2 protein-coding genes are annotated in these 3,947 nt (G+C 46.3%); one reads left to right on the plus strand and one right to left on the minus strand.

The window, feature by feature from the left end; genetic code table 11:
- Positions 1 to 530: 530 nt before the first annotated feature.
- Positions 531 to 1,640, plus strand: a complete 1,110-nt coding sequence (locus KDK14_RS10620) for an ankyrin repeat domain-containing protein (protein WP_257265080.1) — start codon at positions 531 to 533, stop codon at positions 1,638 to 1,640.
- Between the two features lie 133 nt (positions 1,641 to 1,773).
- On the opposite strand, the gene KDK14_RS10625 is transcribed toward KDK14_RS10620, so the two are convergent.
- Positions 1,774 to 3,947, minus strand: a 2,174-nt coding sequence (locus KDK14_RS10625) for a DUF4116 domain-containing protein (protein WP_257265081.1), incomplete at its 5' end; no start/stop codon positions are given.

A 3,947-nucleotide genomic window follows, 5' to 3' on the forward strand; every position in this document is an offset into this window, starting at 1 on the left:
GCGGCAAAGGACAAGCGAGAGCGGGAGCAAGTTTATGAAATATCCGGGCTAAGATGCTCCGTTGAGCCTCACATAGCACCAGCCTGATTTCGGTGGTCCGGCATTGGGGTGGTCCGGCATTCCGGCTGGTAAACTACCCTGTAAGTAAATGGTAAATTCTTGTATTTTTTCAGGTCAAAAAAATCTGAAGTACTAGACTGCACCTGTGCTGGGTTCTCCAAGTGATTTTGCTACCAGAACAAAGACAGGAAAGTAAAACTTAAACATACCTCCGCTTTCTGTTCGTGCTTCTGAGTAATCCGGAGCAATTTGAAAAGTAGAACAGATTGTCGAATAAGGCCTTCCTCACTACTGGTAAAACTGAGTTCGGGCATGAGCGTCTTGCAGAAGGAATCCCCCACTGTAACCCCATGGTATTGGGGAGGCCATTCGCTTATTGGTAGAAGTATGTCAATGGTCAGGAATTGCAGGTCCGGGAGGCTGTCCGAGAATAGACTGCCCACAAATGCACCGAGAAAACAGAATAAAATATGAATAACTCTCCTTACATTAGTTCTGCTACTGACCGGCTCTTCCTGGCCATCAAAGAAAACAATGTGAATGTAGTGGGGCAAATTTTAAGCCAAGACCAAGTTGACCCTAATAGTCGTCTCCCCCAATCTGAACGCTACGAATCCCATAACGGTTGTCTTTCGTGTAATGTGACAGCCTTACACCAGGCTTGCATTTACGGTTACCCAGAGATTGTCACCTTACTAATACACTACGGAGCCAATCTGGAGGCTAGAACCATGCATGATGATACGCCTTTGATTGAGGCAGCTTTCAGAAATCACAGTGAGACTATAGATATTTTACTTCGGGCTGGCGCCAAGGCAAACGCAGTTGAGTGTGGTAGAGAAAGTGCACTGGTTCATGCTGCTCGCCATGGCAATATTTACATCATGTCACAACTCATCAACCATGGAGCAATAATCAATTTCACTGCAGATAATGGCCGAACCCCTCTATGTTGTGCCGTCCGATCAGGCTCATACGAAGCAGTCACACTATTACTAAACAATGGGGCTTGCGTGCATTCAGAAAGAGAACGCGGCTCACTTCTAATGAGTGCTATCTATTCGAAAAACAATGAAATCCTTGTCCGCCTTATTAAAGCAGGGCTTAACCCTGAAGGCATTCCATCAGATTCCCAGCCATTAGCCGCAATCGCAGGAACAATTTCTTCAACAAATGGCATAAGATATTTCACGGAGGATGAAGTTTATCGAATTACAGACATATTATTGAACAGTGGTTCTGACCCAAATCTGAAAAACAACGCAAAGTCTTCGCCGTTAAGCAGCGCTGTTTTTTCCGGTCGCCCTGAAATCATCTCGCTTCTTGTTGAGCATGGTGCCAAACTCACCGGCAGAATAAATGGCAAGCCATTATTGGCTCAACACAGTGTTATCAGAAGAGACGAAGTTGAAGCAATGGTTAACAGCCTTGACCCGGTAACATCTCTGCAAAGCGCTTGCCGACTGGTTATCAGAAAAGCACTGGTTACAGGCAAAAAGCCCGAAGAGAGCTTAATAAGCAATACGCCCCTGTTACCGCTGCCAAGCGGTCTGAAAACGTATATCTGCAATTTAGAGTAACGCCAGATAAAATCCCCAATGCGCCCAAAAAAAGTGGATGGGCACGAGTCAATAATGCCCTCCATACTTTCCGGCCATAAACACTCGTTGACAACCAGAGTCGGAAGGCGGTTCAACGAGAGGCTTTGTTAAATTAACTGAATTGTTGAATATACCTCACCGCAACAGGCCCGATACTATCAATTGCTGTCTCAATGATTTCAGGTTTGTCCTGTAATGAACGGCCAACGTAACTCAGGGCATTGCCGTTGTTCTGCAAGGCGATATTGACCAGCTCAGGATCATTACGGCATTTGTCACTGGCAAACTTCAGCGCCAGCGGGTTTTGTTGCAGGGCAAGTTTGACCAATTCCGGACAATCCTGAAGTGCGTCACTGGCATACTTCAGCGCCATGCCGTCGTTATGCACTGCCAGTTTGACCAGCGCTTTATTGGCTTTCAGTTCCTGGCTGGCGTACCAGAGAGCCATACCATCGCGTTGAACTGCCAGCCGCACAGTAGGCTCGTGGCCACGCAGTCTCGTACTGGCATACCGGAGTTGGTAACCATCTTCTTGCACAGCCAGTTGTAGCAAATGTTCATTATCTATATCGACAAATAAAAAGTTAGCGGGTTTGTGTGACACGGCAATGGACATCAATTCCATATTGCCAAGCTGATTCTGATCCAATTGTGCACAAATGCTGTGTTCAGGGTGATGATCACTGACAGCCAATCGAACGATAGCCGGATCATCTCTGAATTGTTTGTCGGCAAGGAACAGCGCACAACCAAAGTTTTTCACCGCTGCGGTAACAATGGTTCGATCAGCTTTTAACCGTTCACTGGCATATTCCAGAGCTTTACCATTATTTTCGACGGCTGCCAATACGATGTCTTCATCATCCTTAAGCTCTGGGCTGGCAAATTCCAGACTTTCCCAGTGGTTCCGGACCGCTTCTTTGACCAGTTCTCTATCCGCTTGAAATTTACGTCCGGCAAATGCCAATGCACAGGGGTAAGAGGCGACCGCCGTGGTCACGACCTCTCGATCATTTTTCAGATCCGGAAAATATCCCAGATAGAGGCCCCCTACAGGTTGCGCCAACAATTTTAAGACCAGCTTCCGATAAAGTTGATGGTCGTTAAGCAGGTTTTTTCTGAAAATGTGGCGAGATAGCAGGTAGGAATCATCTTCAGTGCGTTCCAGGACCAACTGAAGAAGCCTTTGATAGAATTCAGGATTTTGTTCCAGATACCCGGTTATTTCATCACAGGAAAGCGTTTGTGAGTTGTTTTCAACCGCTGTGGTTAACAAGCGCCGGAAAAGCCCGTGATTTGATGATAGCTCTGGCCCTATAAAGGCAAATATTTTTCCCGGATCTTCTAAAGCATTTGCCAGGGCGTAATCGATAAGGTCAAAGTCGTTTTTAAAAGATTCCGGTGCATCGGCAATGGCCAGAGGGTCGCTTTTGATGGCGGCAAAAACCATCGCCCGCTGATGACGAAGTTCAGGCGCAAGGTATTTGAGGATGTAACCATTTTGCGACACAAGACGTGTGGCCATTATCTCGTCAGCTAACCAGTCAACGTATTTGTTCACCACAGGAATAGCCTTGGCTGGATCAAAAAGTAGCCAATGCCAGAGTAATGCCTGCCTGTCTTTTTCTACGGATTGATCATTCAACACTGCTTCAATCCGGTTGGTGGGAGCTGTAGAAAATATCTTCGCTGCTTCAATCAGGTGACGGCTTGCCCTATCGTGAATGCAGTGGTTTATCAATAATATTCTGCCCAAGTAAGCGTAGCACCAATAAATATGTTGCAAGGCAAATTGATTGGTTTCAGAGAAAGCGGGGTTATTCAGCCTTTCACTGATTGCAGCCATATTCCATTTTGTTTGACTTTCGTCCAGATGAAATGACTCCAAAACAGCGTCCATTCCACCCAACATTTGCAATATACTCAAAATGTCCACAAACATCCGCTGCAAATCTTTTTTGCCAGGAAGATGGGTGAATTCAAAAAGGATTTGGCCTGCCTGTTCATTGAAATGAATGTCCGGGGCATTGAAAACACTGGTTTTCTGATATTGGGACAGTATTTGCGTCAAAAACCACAGCCGCTTAAACCTTCCGCTTCGCATTTTTTTCGTGCTATGAGCCAGTGGCTCAGAATAACACAGCCGAAAGGTCCGTTGTTTGCCGCCTTCGGCTTGCTCCAACAGGTCGATGGTACACGCATGGCACAGCAGCTGAATCGACAACCGGGTACAATCTGGCATATTGAGAACGGTCACACTTTTGGCCTTGAATCGCCTGAGTGCGT

It is taken from the genome of Endozoicomonas sp. ONNA2, assembly GCF_024606365.1.
Lineage (GTDB): Bacteria > Pseudomonadota > Gammaproteobacteria > Pseudomonadales > Endozoicomonadaceae > Endozoicomonas.